We start from the raw sequence: 556 nt of genomic DNA, 5'->3' as shown, positions 1-556 counted from the left end.
CAAATCCCGATATTCCGAGGAGGTGGTTGCATGAAGAAAGTGAAATTAGGGCAAGTGGCTACTTTTATCAATGGCTATGCTTTTAAACCTCAAGATTGGTCATCTGAAGGGAAAGAGATTATCAGAATACAGAATCTGACTAAAACTTCAAAAGGGATAAATTATTATTCGGGTACGATTGATAAAAAATACATTGTTGAAGCTGGTGATATCCTTATTTCGTGGTCGGGTACATTAGGGATTTTTCAGTGGTGTGGAAGATCCGCAGTGTTAAATCAGCACATTTTTAAAGTGGTTTTTGATAAGATAGATATAGATAAATCGTATTTTAAATATGTTGTTGAAAAAGGTTTACAAGATGCTGTAAAACATACTCATGGTTCCACAATGAAACATTTAACTAAAAAATATTTTGATAATATTATGGTTCCATATACAAATTTGGGAGAGCAACAAAAAATTGCAAGTGAGCTGGATTTGTTAAGCAAGCTGATTTTAAGGAGACAAGAACAACTTGAAGAGCTTAATCTACTTGTAAAATCCCGATTTAACGAGA

At 33.5% G+C, this 556-nt stretch carries 1 protein-coding gene; it reads left to right on the top strand.

Features of this window, described 5'->3' with window-relative positions:
• Nucleotides 1–30 precede the first annotated feature (30 nt).
• The coding region (locus HT696_RS10470; RefSeq protein ID WP_173276072.1) for a restriction endonuclease subunit S at nucleotides 31–556 on the top strand (526 nt) is incomplete at its 3' end.

The sequence above is a fragment of the Streptococcus sp. 9903 genome, from assembly GCF_013276625.1.
GTDB lineage: Bacteria > Bacillota > Bacilli > Lactobacillales > Streptococcaceae > Streptococcus.
This window is presented reverse-complemented; position numbering and strand designations above follow the sequence as displayed.